A 21,228-nucleotide genomic window follows, 5' to 3' on the forward strand; every position below is an offset into this window, starting at 1 on the left:
TATATTTAATCAATAAACATCACGCTGATAGCGTTTTTCTTCGCGCAGCATATCCAAATATCCTTCTGCGCCGTCTTCGTCCGAATGCCCTGCCCCGATAATCACATCCAGCAAGGCGGCTTCCACTTCTTTTGCCATTTTTGCCGCATCGCCGCACACATAGATATGCGCGCCTTCCTGCAGCCATTGCCAAAGTCCTTCCGCCTGTTCGCGGATTTTGTCCTGCACATAGATTTTTTCTTCCTGATCGCGCGACCAGGCGAAGTCATATCTGTGCAGGAAGCCGTCTTTGGCAAACTGCTGCCATTCGGTCTGATAGAGGAAGTCGGCGGCAAAATGCGGATTGCCGAAAATCAGCCAGTTTCTGCCTTCCGCATTTTCTGCGGCACGTTGTTGGACGAAGGCGCGGAACGGTGCGACGCCGGTACCGGAGCCGATCATCACAATCGGCTTGCGGCTGTCTTCGGGCAGCCTGAAGCCGTCGTTGCGTTCCACAAACACGCGCACCGTGCCGTCCTCTTCCAGCCGGTCGGCAAAGAAACCCGATGCGCCGCCCGACCTGGCGCGCCTTTCGTGTTCGAAACGCACTGCGCCGACGGTCAGGTGCACTTCGTCCCCCGCTTCCGCCTGCGACGAGGAAATCGAATACAGGCGCGGCGCAAGCGGGCGCAGCAGGCCGGCGAATTGTTCCGCCGTCAGTTTTGCCGGGAAGCGGTGCAGCACACCGGCAATCGGCGTGCTTTGCACAAAGCCTTGCAAAACGGCGTTGTCGGCAGCAATACGGTCGAGTTCGTCATCATCGGCGAACGTGGCATAGCCTTTGACAAAGGCGGGGGTGTTTTGCGTGAGTTCGAAATGGGATAACAGTGCGGAGGCAACCGGCAGGGTTTTTCCGCCCGCCTGTATTTCCGTTGCCGGATTGATGCCGAGCAGGTCTAGGATTTCCCCGACCAGTGCCGGATCGTTGTCAAACCAAACGCCGAGCGCGTCGCCCGGGAGGTAGTGCAAATCCGAACCGCTCAAATCGATTTCGATGTGGCGCACGTCTTTATCGGATTGGCGGGCGGTGATTTTCTGATTGGCCAGCAGGGCGGCGGGAAAGGGGTCTGCCTTGCAGTACCTGCCCTCCGATGCCGTCTGAAGGCCGGCGGGGGGACGTTGCCTGCGGCGCGGGCGTTGCCCGGTTTTTTGCGGCTTCTTCTTTTAAGCGCGCGACAATGCGGCCTGTCCATCCGTCTGCGGCGGCGGCAAAGTCCAAATCCGCATCAACGCGTTCGAGCAGGCGTTTTGCGCCCAATTCTTCAAAACGTTTGTCGAAATCTTTGCCCGCCCGGCAGAAATTCGGATAGGAGCTGTCGCCCAAACCCAGTACGGCAAATTGGAGTTTGTCCAATTTCGGGGCTTTTTTGCAGTTCAGCAGTTTGTGCAGCACGACGGCTTCTTCCGGCGGTTCGCCTTCGCCCTGGGTGGACGTAACCAGCAGCAGGCGGCGTTCGCCGGCGATGTTTTTCGCCTTGTAGCCTTTCAGTTCGGCGCGCCTGACTTGGATGCCGGCGGCTTTCAGGCTGTCCGCCGCTTTGTCGGCAACGGATTTCGCATTGCCGGTTTGCGAGGCGGAAAGGACGGTTACGGAAAAAGGTTCTGCCGCCGGCAATGCCGTCTGAAGCGCGGGCAGCCCTGCGGATGCCCCGTTTCCTGCTTTTGCCCAAGCGTAGCCGGACAGCCCCGACACAGGAGCTGCGTGATTTCGGGCGGCATAGGCGGTAATGGCGGATTTGTGTTCTGCATATCGTGTTCACTCATAAAATCATACCTGCCGCAACAGTACCGTATGTCGCTTCGTCTATCAGGATAAACGAACCGGCGGCGGTGTTTTCCGCATAAGGCGTTGCCGTAACGGGTTTTTGAAGGTTGATGCGGACTTTGGCGATGTCGTTCATCTTTAAGGATTCCGCGCCGGCCTCTTGTTCCAGCGTGCGGACATCCAAAACGCTTTCAATTTCCCCGACTTTTGCCGGCACGGTTTGCGTGCCGTGCTTGAGCAGGTATTTGCGCGCGGTGTTGAGCGGGCGTTCGTCAAACCAGCAAAGCGTGGCTTCCGGATGTTTTTGCGGGGCGAGCGGGAAATTTTTATCGACAAAAAGATCGCCGCGCGAAACATCGATGTCGCGGTCCAGCCGGATGGTTGCCGCCTCGCCGGCAAAAGCCTGCGCCACTTCCCCTTTCGGCGCGATGATTTCGGACACTTCGGCGGTCAGCCCGTTCGGTTCGATGCGGACGGTTTGCCCGACGGTGACCGAACCGCGTTCGATGCGCCCCTGATAGCCTCGGAAACCGTCGGCCTTGTCGGCATCTTGGCGGACGACCAGTTGGACGGGGAAATAAAAACCGGCATCGCGCCACCTTCCTGAAATTTCCGCCATATCGCCCAAAGACGGCGGCAGCAAGGCTTCCAGCCTTTCACGCAGCAGGCGGGCGAGGACGGGCGCGCTGCCGGAGCTGGAAACGGCAATCTGAACAGGGTCGCGGTCGATAACCGACGGGAAGATGAAGCTGCAATGGTCACGGTCGCCCACCACGTTGACCGGCTTTTGGCAGCTTTCGGCAAGATGGAAAACGCGCCGGTTGAGGGCTTGGTCGCTGCTTGCCGCAATGATGAGGAAAACCGTGCGGATGTGTTCGGCACGAAATTCTTTGGCAAGCCACAGGATTTTGTTTTCCGCCGCCAACGCGGAGAGTTCGGCATTCAGGTGTTTTGCGGCAACCCCGACCTCTGCGCCCGCCTTCAGCAGCAGGCTGATTTTGCGTGCGGCGACCGCGCCGCCGCCTACGACCAATACGGGGCGGCCGGAGAGGTTGGCGAAAATGGGAAAATAATTCACTGGCTGACTCCTTTGCTGTTTGCCCGCACCTTGTTTCCGATACGGTGCGTCGCGGCATTTTTGTCGGAATGCGGGTCATTTTAAATAATAAAAAGGCATTTGTTAGAAGCTGAAAGCTATATGGGGGGCGGCTGCGGATGCGGCGGTTTTCCGTTTTATAGCGGATGAACAAAAACCGGTACGGCATTGTCCCGCCCCGGTTCAAAGGGAACGGTTCCCTAAGGCGCCCAAGCACCGGGCGGATCGGTTCCGTACCATTTGTACTGCCTGCGGCCCGCCGCCTTGTCCTGATTTTTGTTAATCCGCTATATAACGGTTTTGGACGGAAAAACGGCCTGAAGCCGTTTCGGGCATTCAGACCGTTTGTGCGGTGGGGAAAATGCCGTCAGAAAGGCAGAAAAGGGCTTCAGACGGCATGATGTCGGGTTTCAGGACAGGAGCAGGATGGCGGCTGCGGCAAGCGCGGCAACCGATAATGCGGCGGCAAGCGCGGCTTTGCCGGCAAAGCGGATTGAGGTTTTGCCTTCGATGTATTTGAAGCCGGTTATCATCGGGCGGACGAGGTTTTTCTTTTTGAATATGCGGTATGCGGCGACGGCGGCGATGTGGACTGCGGAAAAAACGGCGAGCAGCTTGAAAAAGTTGAGGTGGATTTTCCGTATAAGGCTGCCCGTATGTTCGGAAACCAAATGGTTGAGGTAGCCGTTGGTGCTGAAGGTGTTTTCATCGGCGGCAAAAAGCCCCGTGCCGACTTGAAATGAGACGGCGGCCAAAAGCGCAACGACCATCAGTGCGCCCAAGGGGTTGTGTCCGGGCTGGATATGTTCGGGAATGCCGTTTTTCAGATAGCCGCGTATACCTGCCCAACCTCGGACGAAACGGGAGAAACGGGCGGTATCGCTGCCCCAAATGCCCCAGCAGAGGCGGAATACGAGCAGGAAAAGGACGAGCAGCCCGACGCGCGTGTGCCATTGCAGCATATCGCCGCCGGCTTTTGCGCTATACCACATAAAGGGCAGGGATGCGGCAAGCAGCCAGTGGAAAAGGCGGGTGGGGAAGTCCCAGACTTTGGTTTTGTTTTTCATAATCGGTTTCCGGCGGTAGAATCGGTTTGTTTTCGAGCCTTAATTTTAACCGATTGGAGGGGAAATGTTTCCCGTTTTCGATCTTTCAGGCGAAAGCCGCCGCCGGATGCTTCAGACGGCATTGCGTTTTCCCCATGTTTTCAAAGCCCGTGCGGAAGATTCGCACAAAGGGACTTTCGGCACGCTCGCCGTAGTCGGCGGATCGGCAGGGATGAGCGGCGCGCCCGTATTGGCGGCATCGGCGGCAATGTATCTCGGCTGCGGTAAGGTGCGGGCAGGTTTCAATCAGGATACGCTGCCTTTTGCCGTCATTGCCGGTTTTCCCGAGATTATGTTGGACACGGCAGACAGTTTGACCAAGCGTCAAGGCATAAACGCTTGGACGGCGGGTTGCGGATTGGGTACAGATGCGGCGGCAGTGGAAACGGTGGCGGCAGTGCTGGCGCGGAATCGAGACGAAGCCGTCGTTTTGGATGCGGACGCGCTGAACATATTATCAACCGATGCCGAAACCCGAAATCTGGCGCGCGGGTGTAAAAACCTGATTTTAACGCCGCACCCCGCCGAAGCCGCGCGCCTGCTTGGAACGACAGTTGCACAGGTTCAGGCGGATCGGACGGCGGCAGTAAGGAAGATAGGGGCAATTCTCGGTGCAACCGTGGTTTTAAAGGGGCACAAAACATTGGTTGCCGCGTCCGATACGGAAATCTATGTCAACGAAAGCGGCAATGCGGGATTGGCAACGGCGGGCAGTGGCGACGTATTGGGCGGCATCATCGGCAGTCTGCTCGCACAGGGCGTGCCGGTTTTTGAAGCCGCCTGCGCGGGCGCGTGGCTGCACGGCGCGGCGGCGGATGTTATAAAGGAATCGGCAGGCATTGCGGCTGGGCTGTCGGCAGGGGAAATCGCCCCGGCGGCAAGGTGGCTGCGCAACTGGATAACTGAAAGTATGTAAGAAGATGCCGTCTGAAAGGCAAGGGCTTCAGACGGCATCTTCATTTTCCAAATACTGTCCGGTAAATCGTGGTATAATACGCAGTTATCTCTTACAGTTTTTGAAAAACATTAATTATGAAACAAATCCGCAACATCGCCATCATCGCACACGTCGACCACGGCAAAACCACATTGGTCGACCAACTGCTGCGCCAATCCGGCACATTCCGCGCCAACCAGCAGGTTGACGAGCGCGTGATGGACAGCAACGACCTTGAAAAAGAACGCGGCATCACCATCCTCGCCAAAAACACCGCCATCGATTACGAAGGCTGCCACATCAATATCGTCGACACGCCGGGACACGCCGACTTCGGCGGCGAAGTGGAGCGCGTTTTGGGGATGGTGGATTGCGTCGTCTTGTTGGTGGACGCACAGGAAGGTCCGATGCCGCAAACCCGTTTCGTGACCAAAAAAGCCTTGGCTTTGGGGCTGAAACCGATTGTCGTCATCAACAAAATCGACAAACCGTCCGCCCGTCCGAGCTGGGTTATCGACCAGACTTTCGAGTTGTTCGACAACTTGGGTGCGACCGACGAGCAGTTGGATTTCCCGATTGTTTACGCTTCAGGTTTGAGCGGCTTTGCCAAGCTGGAAGAAACCGACGAGAGCAGCGATATGCGCCCGCTGTTCGACACCATCCTAAAATACACGCCTGCACCGAGCGGCAGCGCGGACGAGCCGCTGCAACTGCAAATTTCCCAACTCGACTACGACAACTACACCGGCCGCCTCGGTATCGGTCGTATCTTGAACGGACGCATCAAACCCGGTCAAACCGTTGCCGTGATGAACCACGAGCAGCAAATCGCCCAAGGCCGCATCAACCAGCTTTTGGGTTTCAAAGGCTTGGAACGCGTGCCGCTTGAAGAAGCCGAAGCCGGCGACATCGTGATTATTTCCGGTATCGAAGACATCGGCATCGGCGTAACCATCACCGATAAAGACAACCCCAAAGGCCTGCCGATGTTGAGCGTGGACGAACCGACGCTGACGATGGACTTTATGGTAAACACCAGCCCGCTCGCAGGTACAGAAGGCAAATTCGTGACCAGCCGCCAAATCCGCGACCGCCTGCAAAAAGAATTGCTGACCAACGTTGCCCTGCGCGTGGAAGACACCGCCGATGCCGACGTGTTCCGCGTATCCGGGCGCGGCGAACTGCACCTGACGATTTTGCTGGAAAATATGCGCCGCGAAGGCTACGAACTCGCCGTCGGCAAGCCGCGCGTCGTGTACCGAGACATCGACGGTCAAAAATGCGAACCTTATGAAAACCTGACTGTGGACGTACCCGACGACAACCAAGGCGCGGTAATGGAAGAACTCGGCCGCCGCCGTGGCGAACTGACCAATATGGAAAGCGACGGCAACGGACGCACCCGCCTCGAATACCATATTCCAGCGCGCGGCTTGATCGGTTTCCAAGGCGAATTCATGACCCTGACGCGCGGCGTCGGGCTGATGAGCCACGTGTTCGACGACTACGCGCCCGTCAAACCCGATATGCCCGGCCGCCACAACGGCGTACTGGTGTCCCAAGAGCAGGGCGAGGCGGTTGCTTACGCCTTGTGGAATCTTGAAGACCGCGGCCGTATGTTCGTATCGCCCAACGACAAAATCTACGAAGGTATGATTATCGGCATCCACAGCCGCGACAACGATTTGGTGGTCAACCCGCTCAAAGGCAAAAAACTCACCAATATCCGTGCCAGCGGTACCGACGAAGCGGTGCGCCTGACCACGCCGATCAAACTGACGCTGGAAGGCGCGGTCGAGTTTATCGACGATGACGAGCTGGTGGAAATCACGCCGCAATCCATCCGCCTGCGCAAGCGTTACCTGAGCGAATTGGAACGCCGCCGTCATTTTAAAAAGCTGGATTAATGTTTAAATGATACGCGATGCCGTCTGAAAAATTTCAGACGGTATTTTTTATTCGGACGGGCTTTGCGGCTTCTTGAAGCTGTTTCAGACGGAGTTTTTCCTATCCAATCAAGAAACTGCCGCCATTTTTCCAGCGGCATATCGCCCCGTCGCGTTTCGGTATCGGGTTCGGTTTCCCGGCAGCATGTCGAACAATATCGTTTGAAGGGATACGCCTTTTGAGTCCTTACAGGCTTAGGAAGAGGATAAAACATACCGCAAAACATACCATAAAAAAACGGTAACGGATAGTAATCAATGGTAACGTAGGGTAATAGGTTGTGGCTGATTTTACGCAATAAAATAAAATCAATACGTAAGTAACAAAAAATCCCAAACTGTAAAAGTTTGGGATTTGTATTTGGCAGAGAGGAAGGGATTCGAACCCTCGATACGCTATTCACGTATACACGCTTTCCAGGCGTGCGACTTAAACCACTCATCCACCTCTCTAATGGCGGAAATTATCCTAATCGGGATAATTTGTTATTTGGTGCCCGGGAGAAGACTCGAACTTCCACACCCGTGAGGATACCAGCACCTGAAGCTGGCGCGTCTACCAATTCCGCCACCCGGGCTTTGCTTTATTTGCTGTTTTGCGGTACAGTGTCCTGCCACAAAGAAGTTGCTATTATATAGTTCATAAAGAGAATGTCAACAGTCAAAATGAATAAAAATATTAAATCTTTAAATTTACGGGAAAAAGACCCGTTTTTAAGTCGTGAAAAACAGCGTTATGAACATCCTTTGCCCAGTCGGGAATGGATAATCGAATTGTTGGAGCGCAAAGGTGTGCCTTCAAAAATCGAATCGCTTGCACGCGAGCTGTCGATTACGGAAGACGAGTATGTCTTTTTTGAACGCCGTCTGAAGGCGATGGCGCGGGACGGTCAGGTTTTAATCAACCGCCGAGGCGCAGTTTGCGCGGCGGACAAGCTGGATTTGGTCAAATGCCGCGTCGAGGCGCATAAGGACGGTTTCGGCTTCGCCGTGCCGCTCATGCCGATGGACGAAGGGGATTTCGTTTTATACGAACGCCAGATGCGTGGTGTCATGCACGGCGACACCGTTACCGTCCGTCCTGCGGGTATCGACCGCAGGGGCCGCCGCGAAGGGACGGTTCTGGATATTGTCGAACGCGCGCAAAGCAAAGTTGTCGGCCGTTTCTATATGGATAGGGGCGTGGCGATTTTGGAGCCGGAAGACAAGCGTCTGAACCAAAGCATCGTGTTGGAACCGGACGGCGTGGCGCGTTTCAAACCCGAATCCGGTCAGGTTATCGTCGGTAAAATTGAGGTTTATCCCGAGCAAAACCGGCCTGCAGTGGCAAAAATCATTGAAGTTTTGGGTGATTATGCCGACAGCGGGATGGAAATCGAAATTGCCGTGCGCAAGCATCATTTGCCGCACCGATTCAGTGAAGCGTGTGCCAAATCCGCGAAAAAAATTCCCGACCATGTACGCAAAAGCGATTTGAAAGGCCGCGTCGATTTGTGCGACCTTCCTTTGGTAACGATAGACGGCGAAACGGCGCGCGATTTCGACGACGCGGTGTTTGCCGAAAAAGTCGGACGCAATTACCGTCTGGTCGTGGCGATTGCGGATGTCAGCCATTATGTCCGCCCTGACGATGCGATTGATGCAGATGCTCAAGAACGCAGTACCAGCGTGTATTTCCCGCGCCGTATGATTCCGATGCTGCCGGAAAACCTGTCCAACGGCATCTGCTCGCTCAATCCCGATGTCGAGCGTTTGTGTATGGTGTGCGATATGGTCGTTACCTATGCGGGCAATATCAAAGAATACCGCTTCTATCCCGCCGTGATGCGCTCTCATGCCCGCCTGACCTACAACCAAGTTTGGAAATGGCTTTCAGACGGCATCGGGAATCCGCACAAAGCCCAAATCGACACGCTTTACAAGCTGTTTAAAATTTTGCAGAAAAAACGTCTGGCGCGCGGGGCGGTGGAGTTTGAAAGCGTCGAAACCCAGATGATTTTCGACGACAACGGCAAAATCGAAAAAATTGTCCCCGTCGTCCGCAACGATGCCCACAAGCTGATTGAAGAATGTATGCTGGCGGCGAATGTTTGCGCGGCGGATTTTCTGTTGAAAAACAAACATACGGCTTTGTTCCGCAACCATTTGGGCCCCACGCCCGAAAAACTCGCCACCCTGCGCGAGCAGCTCGGTCTGTTGGGGCTTCAACTTGGCGGCGGCGACAACCCGTCGCCGAAAGACTATGCCGCGCTTGCCGAACAATTCAAAGGCAGGCCGGATGCCGAATTGCTGCAAGTCATGATGTTGCGCTCCATGCAGCAGGCGGTTTACGAACCGCATTGCGAAGGGCATTTCGGTTTGGCTTATGAAGCATACGCCCACTTTACCTCGCCCATCCGCCGCTATCCCGACCTGACCGTCCACCGTGCCATCAAAGCCGTATTGAACCGGAAAACCTACACGCCAAACAAAAGCTGGCAGGCTTTGGGCGTGCATACTTTGTTTTGCGAACGCCGTGCCGACGATGCTGGCCGCGATGTGGAAAACTGGCTGAAAACTTATTATATGCGCGATAAGGTCGGTGAAATATTTGAAGGCAAAATCTCCGGGGTGGCAAATTTTGGAATATTTGTCACTTTGGACGATATCCATATCGACGGTCTGGTACATATCAGCGATTTGGGCGAAGATTATTTCAACTTCCGCCCCGAAATCATGGCAATCGAAGGCGAACGCAGCGGCATCCGTTTCAATATGGGGGACAGGGTTGCCGTCCGGGTCGCGCGTGCCGATTTGGATGATGGAAAAATCGACTTTGTCCTAATTGCCGGAGAAAGCGGCAGGCGGCGGAAGGTCAAATTATCCGCATCTGCCAAACCGGCAGGGGCGGCGGGGAAAGGGAAATCGAAAACCACCGCCGAGAAAAAAACAGCCCGATGCGGCAAAGTAAGGGGAAGGGGCGTGCCTGCCGTTGCCGAATCGGGGAAAAAGGCAAAGAAACCGGTTCCGATTAAGGTCAAAAAACGGAAAGGCAAATCATAATGCTGACGGGGCGGCTTGGGGAGGGCGGGGCATACTTTCCCGAAGCCGCCGCCCGATTTTTTGATATGGCGGCCGGCGCATCATTTCCGACCAATCGAAACGCCCGTATTGAAAGATTGCGTTTATTTCCACCGCCGTTTTAAAGGCCGACGGTATTCGGCAGACGGGGTGCAAACGGCGTTCAGACGGCATTTTCATTCTTTCGGCGTGTCCGTCAGAATGGCTTTGCCCGTCCGCGCAATCAGCCCGTGCGGCTTGCCTTGAACGGACAAAAAATGCCGTCTGAAACACGGAAATTAGGTTTCAGACGGCATTTTGCCTTGAAAAGGCTGTTCAAATCAGCGGTGGTAATTCGGCGCTTCTTTGGTAATTTGAACGTCGTGAACGTGCGATTCGCTCATACCTGCGGAAGTGATTTCCACAAATTCGGCTTTTTCGTGCATTTCGGCAATATTGGCGCAACCCAAATAACCCATACTGGAACGCAAACCGCCGGTCAGTTGGTGGATGATGTTCACAATCGGGCCTTTGTAGGGAACGCGGCCTTCGATGCCTTCGGGGACGTATTTGTCGGTGCTGTCGGTTTTGTCTTGGAAGTAGCGGTCGGCAGAACCTTGGCTCATCGCGCCCAAGGAACCCATACCGCGATAGGATTTGTACGAGCGGCCTTGGTAGAGTTCGATTTCGCCCGGGGCTTCTTCCGTGCCGGCAAACATACCGCCGAGCATGACGCTGTACGCGCCTGCGGCGAGGGCTTTGGCGATGTCGCCGGAGAAGCGGATGCCGCCGTCGGCAATCAGCGGAACGCCCGTGCCTTTGAGGGCTTCGGCAACGTTGTGAATGGCGGTCAGTTGCGGCACGCCCACGCCTGCCACGATACGGGTGGTGCAAATCGATCCCGGACCGATACCGACTTTGACGGCATCCGCGCCGACGGTGACCAAATCCAATGCGGCTTTGGCAGTGGCGATGTTGCCGCCGATGACTTGGATGTGCGGATAGGTTTCTTTGACCCAACGCACGCGGTCGATCACGCCTTGGCTATGACCGTGGGCAGTATCGACGACAATCACGTCCGCGCCGGCTTCGACCAAGGCTTTGACGCGCTCGTCGGTGTCGCCGCCGGTGCCGACTGCCGCACCGACGCGCAGACGGCCTTCGGAGTCTTTGTTGGCATTGGGAAACTCGGTGGTTTTTAAAATATCTTTAACGGTAATCAGACCTTTGAGTTCGTCTTTTTCGTTCAGAACCAAAACGCGTTCGACTTTGTGCGTGTGCATCAGTTCGCGCGCTTCGTCTATGCTTGTGCCTTCGGGGACGGTAACCAGACGTTCGCGCGGGGTCATAATGGCGGAAACGGGCAAATCGACGCGGTTTTCAAAACGCAGGTCGCGGTTGGTTACGATGCCGACGACTTTGCCGTTTTCAACGACGGGCAGGCCGGACATTTTGCGTTTGCGCTGCGCGCGCATTTCCAAGACTTCGCGGATGAGCGTTGTCGGCGCAACGGTTACGGGGTCTTTGACCACGCCGCTTTCGTGGCGTTTTACTTTGGAAACGGCGCGCGCCTGCATTTCGGGCGGCATGTTTTTATGGATGATGCCGATGCCGCCTTCCTGTGCCATCGAAATGGCGAGGCGCGCCTCGGTAACGGTATCCATCGCGGCGGAAAGCAGGGGGAGGTTGAGTGTGATTTCGCGGGTAAGCTTGGTTTGAAGTTTAACGTCTCGCGGCAGCACGGTCGAATGTGCGGGAACCAACAAAACATCGTCGAAAGTATAGGCTTTTTCTACGATACGCATAATGCTCGGTCTTTCGGTTTGTGCAAGATGCACGGCATTATAGCACGTTGCCGGCGGCTTGACAGTTTATATTGTTTGCAATATCCCCCGCCTTCAGACGGCATACGGCGTGGCGGCGGGATGCCGTCTGAAAACCGGCAGGGTGCTTATGCCAACTGTTCCAGCAAAGCCTGTTTCAATGAGGACTGGATTTTTGGGTTTTTCAAGTCGGGGCTGAAGACGGTAAAGCTGTCTTCGACGCGTTCGTCCAACGTGGAGATTTTGGCGTAGCGCAGGCTGACGTTGTGGGCGAAGAAGACTTCCGCCATGTCGGCGAGCAGGAAGGGGCGGTTGACGGCGGTGATTTCGACGGAATACCGGTCCGGATAGTCTTCTTCGGGGGTGATGGTGATGCTTGGCGCAATAGGCATATAGCGGCTGCGGCGGCTGATGCGGCGGTTGCAGCTTTGGGTTTCGGCAACGGTGTGTCCGTGGATAAAGCTGTTGAGTTCGGCTTCGAGCGCGCTTTGGATGTCGGGGTAGTCTTCGGGGGCGTGCTGCGAGGGGATTTGCACGATGAAGGTGTCGAGGATGTAGTCGTGTTCGGTGATAAAGGCGCGGGCGGCGAGGATATCGAAGCCGTGGCGGCTGAAGATGCGGCAGAGGCGGGCGAACAGGCGCGGGCCGTTGGGCATAAAGACCATCACTTGAAAGCTGTCGCTTTGGGGTAGGATGCGGCTGCGGACGATGGGGGGTTCAAAGTCGTGTACGAGGTTGGCGGCGTGCCACAGGATTTCGCGGGACTGATGGCGGGCGAAATAGGCGGAACCGAGCGCGTTCCATAGTTTTTTCTGCTGTTTTTCGGGGACGGCGGCGCGGGTAAGTAAGTCGGCGGCTTCCTGCCGGCGGCGGCCGAAGAGGGCGTGCGGGTTGCCGTCGTTGCCTGCGAGGCAGCGTCCGGCGGCGTGGAACAGGCTTTCCAGCAGGCTGGCGCGCCAGGCGTTCCACAGCTTGGGATTGGTGCCGCGTATGTCGGAAATGGTCAGGAGGTAGAGCGCGCTGAGGCGTTCGTGGGTTTGGACGCGTTTGCAGAAGGCATCGAGTACGCCGGGGTCTTGGATGTCTTCTTTTTGGGCGACGGCAGACATAAGGAGGTGGTTTTCAACCAGCCAGGCGAGCAGGTCGCTTTCTTCTTCGGTCAGGAAGTGGTCGGCGGCAAATTGGCGCGCGTCTGCGATGCCTTGTACGGCATGGTCGCCGCCGCGTCCTTTGGCGATGTCGTGGAAGAAGGCGGCAAGGTAGAGGATGTCTTGTTTTTCAAAGGACTGCATCAGCGCGGAGGCGTAGGGCAGCTCATGGCTGTGCATATCTAGGGCAAGGCGGCGGACGTTGCGGACGACGGCAAGGATGTGGTCGTCCACGGGATAGATGTGGAACAAGTCGTGTTGAAGCAGGCCGACGATTTTTTCCCACGCGGGCAGATAGCGGCCCAACACGCCGTAGAGGTTGAGAAAGCGCAGGGTTTGGGTCAGTCCGTTGCCGCTGCGGAAAAAACCGGCGAAGCGGCGACGGTTTTCAGAATTTTGGTAGAAGCTGCGGTTGATTTTGCGCGTCGCCCCCCACCATGCGCGCAGGGTTTGCGGTTCGAGCGCAGTAATGTCGTTGCGCTGCTGCATGATTTCGACGATTTTGAAAATGTGTTCGGGCCGTCTGAAAAAAATATCGGTGTGCCGCGCGGCGATTTGGTTGTTGACTTGGATGTAGTCGTCGTCAATCCGCAGGGTAACGCGCACCGGCGTGGAGGAAACGCGGCTTCGCAGCATGGGCGTGAGGATGCCGCCCAGTTGTTTGACGGTTTTGACCGCACGGTAAAACACGCGCATCAGTTCTTCGCTTTGACGGCGGCGGTTTTCATCTTGATAACCCATACTTTCGGCAACTTGCGGCTGCAAATCGAAAAGCAGGCGGTCTTCGGCGCGCTTGGCGTTTAAATGCAGCCGGATGCGGATGTGGGCGAGGCGGCGGTAGCCGTGCGAAAGCATACCGGCTTCGGCACGTGTCAAAATCCGCTGTTTGAGCAGGTCGGGCAGGTTGGCCGCCAAGCCTTGCGCCTTCGCTATCCAAAGCAGGGTGTGGATGTCGCGCAGACCGCCCGGACAGCTTTTGATATTCGGCTCCAACACCGCCCCCGAACCTTGCGATTTGGCGTGGCGGTGTTCCATCTCCACCAATTTTGCTTCGATAAATGCCGCTACATTGCGTTGCACGTTCATTTTTTCCGCCAATTCGTCTGCTGTTTGGCGGTTGCCAAACAAAAACCTAGCCTCTAAAAACGCTGTGTCCCCCGTAATATCGTCGCGCACGCTTTCGCACAGTTCGTCAACGCTGCCGCTTTTTACAGACGGCATTAGTTTGCAATCCCACAGAGTTTGGATAAATCGGGCAATCTGTTCCTGAATGCCGTCTGAAAGCGGGGCAGGGGAGACAACCGCCAAATCCACATCCGAACAGGGATACGGTTCGCCGCGCCCGAAGCCGCCTACCGCCATCAGGCATAACGCGCTGTTTTGAAAATGTTCTGCCCACAATGCCGCCAGCAAGGTTTCGACTGCCGCCGTGTATTCTCTGAAAAATACCGACACGCGGTTGGCTTTCAAATAATGCGCTTCGGCGGCATTGCGCTGCTGTTTGAAGGTTTCCAGTGCTGAAGACAGGTTTTCAGGCATTTTTATTCTTTCGATTGGCGGGAAAAAGGGAGGCGGATGGTTCGGCGGTCAAATACCGCTTTCAGACGGCACTTGTCGGGTATCGGCGGAATTGGTCATCAGGTTCAACCGTTCCTGCGGCGGCAGCAGCAACTGATACGCCGCCACGCCCAAAGCCGCCGCCATTTTTTCGATATTCGACAGGGCAATGTTCCAGCGTTTGCGCTCGACTGCCGACACATAAGTCCTGTCCAAACCGCATTGCCGCGCCAATTCCTCTTGCGACCAACCCTTGTTCACGCGGAAAAGCCGCATATTGTATGCCAATACCGCCCGCAAATCCTGTTCGTCAGGCAATTCGGCAGGCAGAGTCAATTTGTTGCCCATCATTTGTTTCCGGATAAATGGTTAAAAGTTAAGTATTTGCTGTTACGGATTTTACTTCACATAAAAGCCAAAAAAAAAGGGGTGGCGGCAGCCACACCCAAACACACACACACATCAAGAGGAAAGAGGTAAAATCAAGACGGATTGGGAAACAGCAAACAAACAATCTAGATTTCATATCGGTATTATCAAACAAAAACCGTTATCGAGTATTGATTCAAATCAATTTAGATTTTATTCGTAAACCGGCAAAGAAAAACGGCATACCCGTTTATACGGATATGCCGTCTGATGATGCAGGGGACTGCTGTATTTGGCAGTGGTTTGTGTTTTAGTCCTCTTGCGCCGCTGTTTGCAGGTAGTTCGGCAAACCGATTTTGCCGATCAGTTCCTGCTGGGTTTCGAGCCAGTCGATGTGTTCTTCGTTAGTATCTTTTTGTTTTTCCAACAAATCACGGCTGACATAATCCTGTTGCGCTTCTGCTGTGGCGATGGCGGCAAGCAGGGCTTCGTGTTTTTCCTGTTCTTTGGTCAAATCGCAGGCGATGATTTCTTCGGTAGATTCACCGATCAGAAGCTTGCCCAGCTCTTGCAAATTGGGCAATCCCTCAAGGAAGAGGATGCGTTCAATCAAATCGTCGGCAGCTTTCATTTCTACGATTGATTGTTTGAAGAAATGTTCGCCCAGTTCTTCAAAGCCCCAGTTTTTCAAAATACGGGCGTGAAGGAAATATTGGTTAATGGTTACCAGCAGCAAGCCTAAGTTTTTGTTCAGCTCGCGGATAACCAAACGGTCGCCTTTCATACGGACTCCTTTTATTCCTAATACGGATTACAGTTGGCTTTGGTAGTAGTTGCCTTCGCCAATCAGCTCGATCAGGCGCAGCTGCTGTTCCAACCAGTGTGCGTGGTCTTCTTCGGTGTCTTTCAGTTGGGCAACCATCAGGTCGCGCGTAACATAGTCTTGAGCCTCTTCGCACAGTTTGATGCCTTTTTTCAAAGCGTCGCGCACTTCGTATTCGGTTTGCAGGTCGGCTTTGAGGCAGGAAACCACGTCCGTGCCGATATTCAGTTCGGCGCGTGCCATTTTCGGCGTACCGCCCAGCATCAGGATGCGTCGGATGAAGTCTTCGGCGTGTGTGGTTTCTTCTTCCATCTCGTGATTGAGACGTTCAAAAAGTTTGGTGTAGCCCCATTCGGAGTAGAGGCGGGAGTGGATGAAGTATTGGTCGCGTGCCGCCAGCTCGCCGGACAGCAATTCGTTCATGTAATCAACAACAGCTTGATTGCCTTGCATAATATCTCTCTTTTCTTAATTTGGGTTTCGTGCGGTTAAACGGCGTTCTGTAACGCTGTTCGGGATGCGTGCATTGTATGCAAAAGCTGTCGGCATGACAAATTTTCTATTTAAAATACAAACAATTATCAAAATAAATAGGGCGTATTCCCCGATGCCTTCCAAATCAGTATGCTGTTTCTTATCGGTTTTTTTTGCTGCTAAAACTAAGAATCCATCTCATCAATAAAGAACATTTACACTTGTTAACCATAGCAAAAAACAAATAGAGCACGGTTTTTTATCAAAATTTATAATGAATCTTTCTCATTAACCAACAGATTCTTTTGAGATTATCGGATTTTGGGAATAAATTATGCCGTCTGAAGGACTTTCAGACGGCATGCACAATTCAAATTGATGTTGTTTACATCAAACAAGGCGGCAGACAGCAGCGTAGGAAATTATTTTTTACTTCGGAACGGTGTTCCGAGTTTAATGATGCCCGCAACCGCCGTGGCTTTCGCGTAAGGCTTCCGCCGCCTGTTCGTCGGCATGGTAACTTGAACGTACCATCGCGCCGATGGCGGCATTGGTAAAGCCCAGTTCGTATGCTTCTTTTTCAAATATTTTGAATTGTTCGGGTGTAACGTAGCGCAAGACAGGCAAGTGTCCGTCTGAAGGCTGGAGGTACTGTCCGATGGTAATCATCTCGATATTGTGCGCCCGCATATCGCGCATAATTTCACGCACGTCTTCGTCGGTTTCGCCCAAGCCTACCATAATGCCGGATTTGGTCGGGATATGCGGCATCATTTCTTTATAACGTTTTAATAAGTCTAAAGAATGTTGATAATTGGCACCGGGACGGGCTTTTCTGTACAGGCTCGGATGGGTTTCCAAGTTGTGGTTCATCACGTCGGGCGGGGTTTCGGCAAGGATTTTCAGTGCGATGTCCAAGCGGCCTCGGAAGTCGGGGACGAGGATTTCGATTTTGGTGTTCGGGCTGGTTTCGCGGATGGCTTTGATGCAGTCGGCGAAGTGTTGGGCGCCGCCGTCGCGCAGGTCGTCGCGGTCAACCGAGGTGATGACGACGTAACGCAGGTTCATGGCTTTGACGGATTCTGCGAGGTTTTTCGGCTCGTCGGGGTCGAGCATATTCGGACGGCCGTGTCCCACGTCGCAGAACGGGCAGCGGCGGGTGCAGATGTCGCCCATAATCATGAAGGTCGCCGTGCCTTTGCTGAAGCATTCGCCGATGTTGGGGCAGGAGGCTTCCTCGCAAACGGTGTGCATCTTTTGTTCGCGCAAAATGTCTTTGATTTCAAAGAATTTGCGCGATGGGAGTTTGGCGCGTATCCATTCGGGCTTTTTCAGTTTTTCCTGAAGGGGGACGACTTTGATGGGGATGCGGGCGGTTTTGTCCGCGCCTCTGAGTTTGATGCCGCGTTTGGGGTCGTCGGTTTTGATTTCACTCATTGTTGTCTGCTTTCGGTGTGAGTTGTGTTTCAAGGTGTGCGGTGAGTTTGGAGGCGACTTCGTCCGGCGCGGGGCAGGGTTGGACAAAATCCGCGATTTGCGTCATTTCCATACCGGCGTAGCCGCAGGGGTTGATTTGGGTAAACGGGCTTAAATCCATATTGACGTTGAGTGCGAGTCCGTGATAGACGGAACCGTTTTTGATACGCAGCCCCAGTGAGGCGATTTTGCGTTCGCCGACGTAAATGCCGGGGCGTTTGGGATCTGCCGCCGCTTCGATGCCGTATTCCGCCAATGTGGCGATGATGCTGTTTTCAAGCGCGGAAACGATGTTGCGGACGCTGGTTTTGCGCCGTTTGAAATCAATCATCGTATAAACGACCAATTGCCCGGGCCCGTGATAGGTAATCTGCCCGCCCCGGTCGATTTGGACGACGGGGATGTCGTCCCTAATCAGCAGGTGCTCGGGTTTTCCCGCCAGTCCTTGCGTAAAGACGGGCGGGTGTTCGACGACCCACAATTCGTCTTCGGTGTCTGCATTCCGTCCGGCATTAAAGGTTTTCATCGCTTCAAAAGTCGGCAGATATTCGACCAAACCTTTGTGTATGATTTTCATCTCAAAGTACCACTTTGACCAGTTCGTGCGAAGTCAGCGCGCGGTAGATGTTGTCCAATTGTTCTTGGTTTTCAACCTTTACCTGAACGGTGGCACCGGTATAGTTGCCTTTGCTGCTCGGACGCGTGGTGATGTGGTGCGCCTGCGTGTCGGGGGCGTGAAGGCGGACGGTGTCCAATACCGCCTGCTCGAACTCGGGATGCACCGCGCCCATCACTTTCAATGGGAAGGCGCAGGGAAATTCGATGAGGGATGCTTTGTTTTTTTGTTCGGTCATGATGTGCTGCCTTATCGTGTACGGTATGCCGTCTGAAGGCGGGTTTGCCTTTCAGAGGGCATCGGATGTGCAGTATTTTAGCCTAAACCACGATAACAGGCTATCGGGAAGGCGGAGGCTTTTTTGACGGCGCGGCGGTTCTGCTATACTGGCGCGCAATATTATTTTCGGAAGGGTGGATTTTATGTATCGGAGAAAAGGACGGGGCATCAAGCCGTGGATGGTTGCCGGCGCGGCGTTTGCCGCCTTGGTCTGGCTGGTTTACGCGCTCGGCGATACTTTGACTCCGTTTGCGGTTGCGGCGGTGCTGGCGTATGTGTTGGACCCTTTGGTCGAATGGTTGCAGAAAAAGGGTTTGAACCGTGCATCCGCTTCGATGTCTGTGATGGTGTTTTCCTTGATTTTGTTGTTGGCATTATTGTTGATTATTGTCCCTATGCTGGTCGGGCAGTTCAATAATTTGGCATCTCGCCTGCCCCAATTAATCGGTTTTATGCAGAACACGCTGCTGCCGTGGTTGAAAAATACAATCGGCGGATATGTGGAAATCGATCAGGCATCTATTATTGCGTGGTTTCAGGCGCATACGGGCGAGTTGAGCAACGCGCTTAAGGCGTGGTTTCCCGTTTTGATGAAACAGGGCGGCAATATTGTCAGCAGTATCGGCAACCTGCTGCTGCCGCCCTTGCTGCTTTACTATTTCCTGCTGGATTGGCAGCGGTGGTCGTGCGGCATCGCCAAACTGGTTCCGAGGCGTTTTGCCGGTGCTTATACGCGCATTACGGGTAATTTGAACGAGGTATTGGGCGAATTTTTGCGCGGTCAGCTTCTGGTGATGCTGATTATGGGCTTGGTTTACGGTTTGGGATTGATGCTAGTCGGACTGGATTCGGGATTTGCCATCGGTATGGTTGCCGGTATTTTGGTGTTTGTCCCCTATTTGGGTGCGTTTACGGGATTGCTGCTTGCCACTGTTGCAGCCTTGCTCCAGTTCGGTTCGTGGAACGGAATCTTGGCTGTTTGGGCGGTTTTTGCCGTCGGTCAGTTTCTCGAAAGTTTTTTCATTACGCCGAAAATTGTAGGAGACCGTATCGGCCTGTCGCCGTTTTGGGTTATCTTTTCGCTGATGGCGTTCGGAGAGCTGATGGGCTTTGTCGGAATGTTGGCCGGATTGCCTTTGGCCGCCGTAACCTTGGTCTTGCTTCGCGAGGGCGCGCAGAAATATTTTGCCGGCAGTTTTTACCGGGGCAGGTAGACGGTTCCGAAACATATTTGAAGCGGAATACAACCCTGTTCGGGTTTAAATAAAAATACCGTCTGAAACCCGAAAACAGAGCTTCAGACGGTATTTTCATCACGGCTTATTTGGCGGTTTTGCTGCTGTCGATAATTTTCATGCCGGCAGAAATCAGGCTGCCGATGTCGGCAACATTGGCGGGCATAATCAGCGTATTGCTTTCTTTGGCAAGATTGTTGAACGCGGCTACGTATTGTTCCGCAATCTTCAGATTGACCGCATCCGCCCCGCCTTGGGTTTGAAGGGCGGCGGCAATTTGACGGATGGCTTCGGCATTGGCTTCGGCAACAAGGCGCAGGGATTCCGCTTCGCCTTTGGCGCGGTTGATGCGGGCGATTTTCTCGGCATTGGACGCATTGACCGCAGCCTGAGCCTCGCCTTCGGATTGTTGGATTTCGGCTTCACGCTGACCACTGGCAAGGTTGATTTGTTCGATTTTACGGCCTTCGGATTCGGCAATACGGGCGCGTTTTTCGCGTTCGGCGGTAATTTGTGCCTGCATTGCGCGAAGGATTTCTTGCGGCGGAACCAAATCCTTGATTTCGTAACGGAGGACTTTCACACCCCAAGCCCCGGCGGCTTCATCGAGGGCGGAGACGACGGTACTGTTGATTTCGTCGCGTTCTTCAAACGTTTTGTCCAACTCCATACGCCCGATAACGGAACGCAGCGTCGTTTGGGCAAGCTGGGTAATTGCCATAATGTAGTTGCTCGAACCGTATGAGGCGAGTTTGGGATCGGTTACTTGGAAATAGATGATGCCGTCAACAGTCAATTGCGTATTATCGCGCGTGATGCAGACCTGGCTGGGTACGTCTAAAGGGATTTCTTTCAGCGAATGGCGGTAGGCGACGCGGTCGATAAAGGGAATCAAAATATTCAAACCGGCCGTCAGGGCGCGATGGAAACGCCCGAGCCTTTCGACAACGTGGACTTCCTGCTGGGGGATGACGACAAAGGATTTGAAGCCGAAAACGGCGACGGCTGCCAACAAGATAATGAAAAATTCCATAATTCCTCCGAGTGTTAAGGGTTTGCGATGATAAGAAGGTTACCTTCTTTGCGGACGATGAGGGCGCGCGTTCCCGGTTCAAACACTTCCTGCCCCGTATTTTGCGCCTGCCAGTGCGTACCGCGATAAAAAACTTCGTAACGGTTGCCGCCTGTGTATCGGAGGATTTCGGCATATTTTCCGATATCCAAATCCTGATATGAATCCGTTTCAACTTTTCCCACGGCGGTTTTGGCATGTACGAACCAAATGCCCAGCGCGGAAAGCAGTGCGGCGGTCAAGACGGCGGCAGGCGTGCTGCCAGTCAGCCCGTAGGCAATGCCCGAACCCGCCAAAGCCGCGCTGACAACCAAAAGATAAACCGTTCCCGTCAATAATTCGATGATTAAGACGGCAACAGCGGCAACAAACCATACAGTCATACATTTCCCCACAAAGCGCGTCGTTTGACAAAATAACGCAATATC

At 54.2% G+C, this 21,228-nt stretch carries 16 protein-coding genes, 2 tRNA genes and 1 pseudogene; 4 read left to right on the forward strand and 15 right to left on the reverse strand.

Annotation, left to right across the window (positions count from 1 at the left end):
- Positions 1–9 precede the first annotated feature (9 nt).
- From DFR77_RS13950 to DFR77_RS02425, 3 genes and pseudogenes are all read right to left on the reverse strand, one after another.
- Positions 10–1,803: pseudogene (locus DFR77_RS13950) on the reverse strand (assimilatory sulfite reductase (NADPH) flavoprotein subunit).
- Complete coding sequence (locus tag DFR77_RS02415; RefSeq protein WP_017146821.1) at positions 1,800–2,882, reverse strand: elongation factor 1-alpha C-terminal domain-related protein; 1,083 nt, start codon at positions 2,880–2,882, stop codon at positions 1,800–1,802. The pseudogene DFR77_RS13950 and the gene DFR77_RS02415 overlap by 4 nt, the downstream one beginning before the upstream one ends.
- 428 nt (positions 2,883–3,310) lie before the next feature.
- Positions 3,311–3,967, reverse strand: a complete 657-nt coding sequence (locus DFR77_RS02425; RefSeq protein ID WP_003688607.1) for a cytochrome b/b6 domain-containing protein — start codon at positions 3,965–3,967, stop codon at positions 3,311–3,313.
- 64 nt (positions 3,968–4,031) lie between these two features.
- Between DFR77_RS02425 and DFR77_RS02430 the strand changes: the two genes are divergently transcribed.
- Together DFR77_RS02430 and typA are read left to right on the forward strand one after the other, a co-directional pair.
- Complete coding sequence (locus DFR77_RS02430) at positions 4,032–4,922, forward strand: NAD(P)H-hydrate dehydratase (protein ID WP_047949964.1); 891 nt, start codon at positions 4,032–4,034, stop codon at positions 4,920–4,922.
- 116 nt (positions 4,923–5,038) lie between these two features.
- A complete protein-coding gene (gene typA, locus DFR77_RS02435) occupies positions 5,039–6,850 on the forward strand; it encodes a translational GTPase TypA (protein WP_003688609.1) in 1,812 nt (603 codons plus the stop codon).
- Between the two features lie 401 nt (positions 6,851–7,251).
- Here the strand turns inward: typA and DFR77_RS02445 are convergent.
- Together DFR77_RS02445 and DFR77_RS02450 are read right to left on the reverse strand one after the other, a co-directional pair.
- Positions 7,252–7,342: transfer RNA gene (locus tag DFR77_RS02445), tRNA-Ser, on the reverse strand.
- Positions 7,343–7,380: 38 nt separating this feature from the next.
- A tRNA-Leu gene (locus tag DFR77_RS02450) sits at positions 7,381–7,467 on the reverse strand.
- Positions 7,468–7,555: 88 nt separating this feature from the next.
- Between DFR77_RS02450 and rnr the strand changes: the two genes are divergently transcribed.
- The gene (rnr, locus tag DFR77_RS02455; protein WP_113852034.1) at positions 7,556–9,931 is read left to right on the forward strand and encodes a ribonuclease R; all 2,376 of its coding nucleotides are present in this window, start codon (positions 7,556–7,558) and stop codon (positions 9,929–9,931) included.
- A gap of 338 nt (positions 9,932–10,269) precedes the next feature.
- On the opposite strand, the gene guaB is transcribed toward rnr, so the two are convergent.
- The 8 genes from guaB to DFR77_RS02505 all read right to left on the reverse strand — a co-directional run bounded on the left by guaB (position 10,270) and on the right by DFR77_RS02505 (position 18,452).
- Complete coding sequence (guaB, locus tag DFR77_RS02465) at positions 10,270–11,733, reverse strand: IMP dehydrogenase (RefSeq protein ID WP_003688615.1); 1,464 nt, start codon at positions 11,731–11,733, stop codon at positions 10,270–10,272.
- A 146-nt stretch (positions 11,734–11,879) separates the two neighbouring features.
- Positions 11,880–14,438 (reverse strand): [protein-PII] uridylyltransferase, encoded by a 2,559-nt coding sequence (gene glnD / locus DFR77_RS02470; protein ID WP_010951127.1) that lies wholly within the window; start codon positions 14,436–14,438, stop codon positions 11,880–11,882.
- A gap of 48 nt (positions 14,439–14,486) precedes the next feature.
- Positions 14,487–14,807, reverse strand: coding sequence for a helix-turn-helix domain-containing protein (locus tag DFR77_RS02475; RefSeq protein ID WP_003688619.1), 321 nt, complete (start codon positions 14,805–14,807; stop codon positions 14,487–14,489).
- A 328-nt stretch (positions 14,808–15,135) separates the two neighbouring features.
- On the reverse strand, positions 15,136–15,609 hold the full coding sequence (gene bfr, locus DFR77_RS02485) for a bacterioferritin (protein WP_002213535.1): 474 nt from the start codon (positions 15,607–15,609) through the stop codon (positions 15,136–15,138).
- Positions 15,610–15,636: 27 nt separating this feature from the next.
- Positions 15,637–16,101 (reverse strand): bacterioferritin, encoded by a 465-nt coding sequence (bfr, locus tag DFR77_RS02490; RefSeq protein WP_002217177.1) that lies wholly within the window; start codon positions 16,099–16,101, stop codon positions 15,637–15,639.
- A gap of 474 nt (positions 16,102–16,575) precedes the next feature.
- A complete protein-coding gene (lipA, locus tag DFR77_RS02495) occupies positions 16,576–17,559 on the reverse strand; it encodes a lipoyl synthase (protein WP_003688622.1) in 984 nt (327 codons plus the stop codon).
- Positions 17,552–18,175 (reverse strand): lipoyl(octanoyl) transferase LipB, encoded by a 624-nt coding sequence (gene lipB / locus DFR77_RS02500; RefSeq protein WP_003688623.1) that lies wholly within the window; start codon positions 18,173–18,175, stop codon positions 17,552–17,554. The genes lipA and lipB overlap by 8 nt, the downstream gene beginning before the upstream one ends.
- A 1-nt stretch (position 18,176) precedes the next feature.
- Positions 18,177–18,452, reverse strand: coding sequence for an HP0495 family protein (locus DFR77_RS02505; RefSeq protein WP_003691180.1), 276 nt, complete (start codon positions 18,450–18,452; stop codon positions 18,177–18,179).
- A gap of 184 nt (positions 18,453–18,636) precedes the next feature.
- Between DFR77_RS02505 and DFR77_RS02510 the strand changes: the two genes are divergently transcribed.
- Positions 18,637–19,707, forward strand: coding sequence for an AI-2E family transporter (locus DFR77_RS02510; protein WP_113852029.1), 1,071 nt, complete (start codon positions 18,637–18,639; stop codon positions 19,705–19,707).
- Between the two features lie 106 nt (positions 19,708–19,813).
- Here DFR77_RS02510 and DFR77_RS02515 read toward each other — a convergent pair whose 3' ends face one another.
- Both DFR77_RS02515 and DFR77_RS02520 read right to left on the reverse strand, forming a co-directional pair.
- Positions 19,814–20,761: an SPFH domain-containing protein gene (locus DFR77_RS02515; protein ID WP_003688626.1), complete on the reverse strand. Its 948-nt coding sequence runs from the start codon at positions 20,759–20,761 to the stop codon at positions 19,814–19,816.
- A gap of 14 nt (positions 20,762–20,775) precedes the next feature.
- Positions 20,776–21,183, reverse strand: coding sequence for an NfeD family protein (locus tag DFR77_RS02520; RefSeq protein WP_010358123.1), 408 nt, complete (start codon positions 21,181–21,183; stop codon positions 20,776–20,778).
- Positions 21,184–21,228 lie beyond the last annotated feature (45 nt).

The sequence above is a fragment of the Neisseria gonorrhoeae genome (genome assembly GCF_003315235.1).
Lineage (GTDB): Bacteria > Pseudomonadota > Gammaproteobacteria > Burkholderiales > Neisseriaceae > Neisseria > Neisseria gonorrhoeae.